Below are 738 nucleotides of genomic sequence, written 5' to 3'. Positions count from 1 at the left end.
CGACAAGATCCAGGGCGAGGTGAATCCGCGTCTCCTGCGCCTGGGCATGCCGATGACCCAGCGTGCGATCGACGCCTTCCAGGCCGCCACCGCACTGGCCTGCTTCCTGCACCTTCCCGACCTCGCCGCGCGCTTCTCAAAGGAGGACCGCGGCGGCAGCTGGCAACTCCCCGAGAACCCGACGCCGATCAGGGATCCCGACAACAAGGCAGAAATTTTCAACGAAGCCGCTTCTGACCTGTGATAACGCCAGATCTCCCGGCTGGCGTAGCGCCGTGTTCACGGCGTTGGATCGCGATGCCAAAGACAGTGGACAGCATGGCCTCATCGGTGACGGCGGCGCCGCCGGACGAGCCTCAAACTTCCGCGCAGCTTCTCGTCCTGCCGTACCGCACGGCGCGTGCCGCTACCGGTCGTTCGGCTGTTCCCCTAGATCGGACGCGCAGGAGATGATCAACGTGATGAGGTCGCCCATCGGGGTCAGGAGATCCGGATAGGCCGCGGCGTTGAGGTCGTACAGGCGCAGGGTGCCCTTGCGGCGCACCGTCAGCAGACCCGCGTCGCGCAGGATCTTGAGATGGTGGGAGGTCGCGGGCTGGGACAGCTCCAGGTGCGCGGCGATGTCGCCGACGCTGCGCGGGGCCGCCGACTCCAGGAGGTGGACGACGATCTCCTGCCTGCGCTCGTCCCCCAGGGCGGTGAACAGCGGCCGGGTCCGCGCGAACAGCGCGAGGACGT

1 protein-coding gene and 1 pseudogene are annotated in these 738 nt (G+C 67.5%); one reads left to right on the top strand and one right to left on the bottom strand.

Annotated elements, in window-relative coordinates; all coding sequences use genetic code 11:
- A pseudogene (locus DMH01_RS42340) lies at nucleotides 1–244 on the top strand (hypothetical protein); the annotation flags it as partial.
- A 162-nt stretch (nucleotides 245–406) separates the two neighbouring features.
- Here the strand turns inward: DMH01_RS42340 and DMH01_RS42335 are convergent.
- Nucleotides 407–738, bottom strand: a 332-nt coding sequence (locus tag DMH01_RS42335) for a helix-turn-helix transcriptional regulator (protein ID WP_148106603.1), incomplete at its 5' end; no start/stop codon positions are given.

This window comes from Amycolatopsis sp. WAC 04182, assembly GCF_003947465.1.
In the GTDB taxonomy this organism is placed as follows: Bacteria; Actinomycetota; Actinomycetes; order Mycobacteriales; family Pseudonocardiaceae; genus Amycolatopsis.
This window is presented reverse-complemented; position numbering and strand designations above follow the sequence as displayed.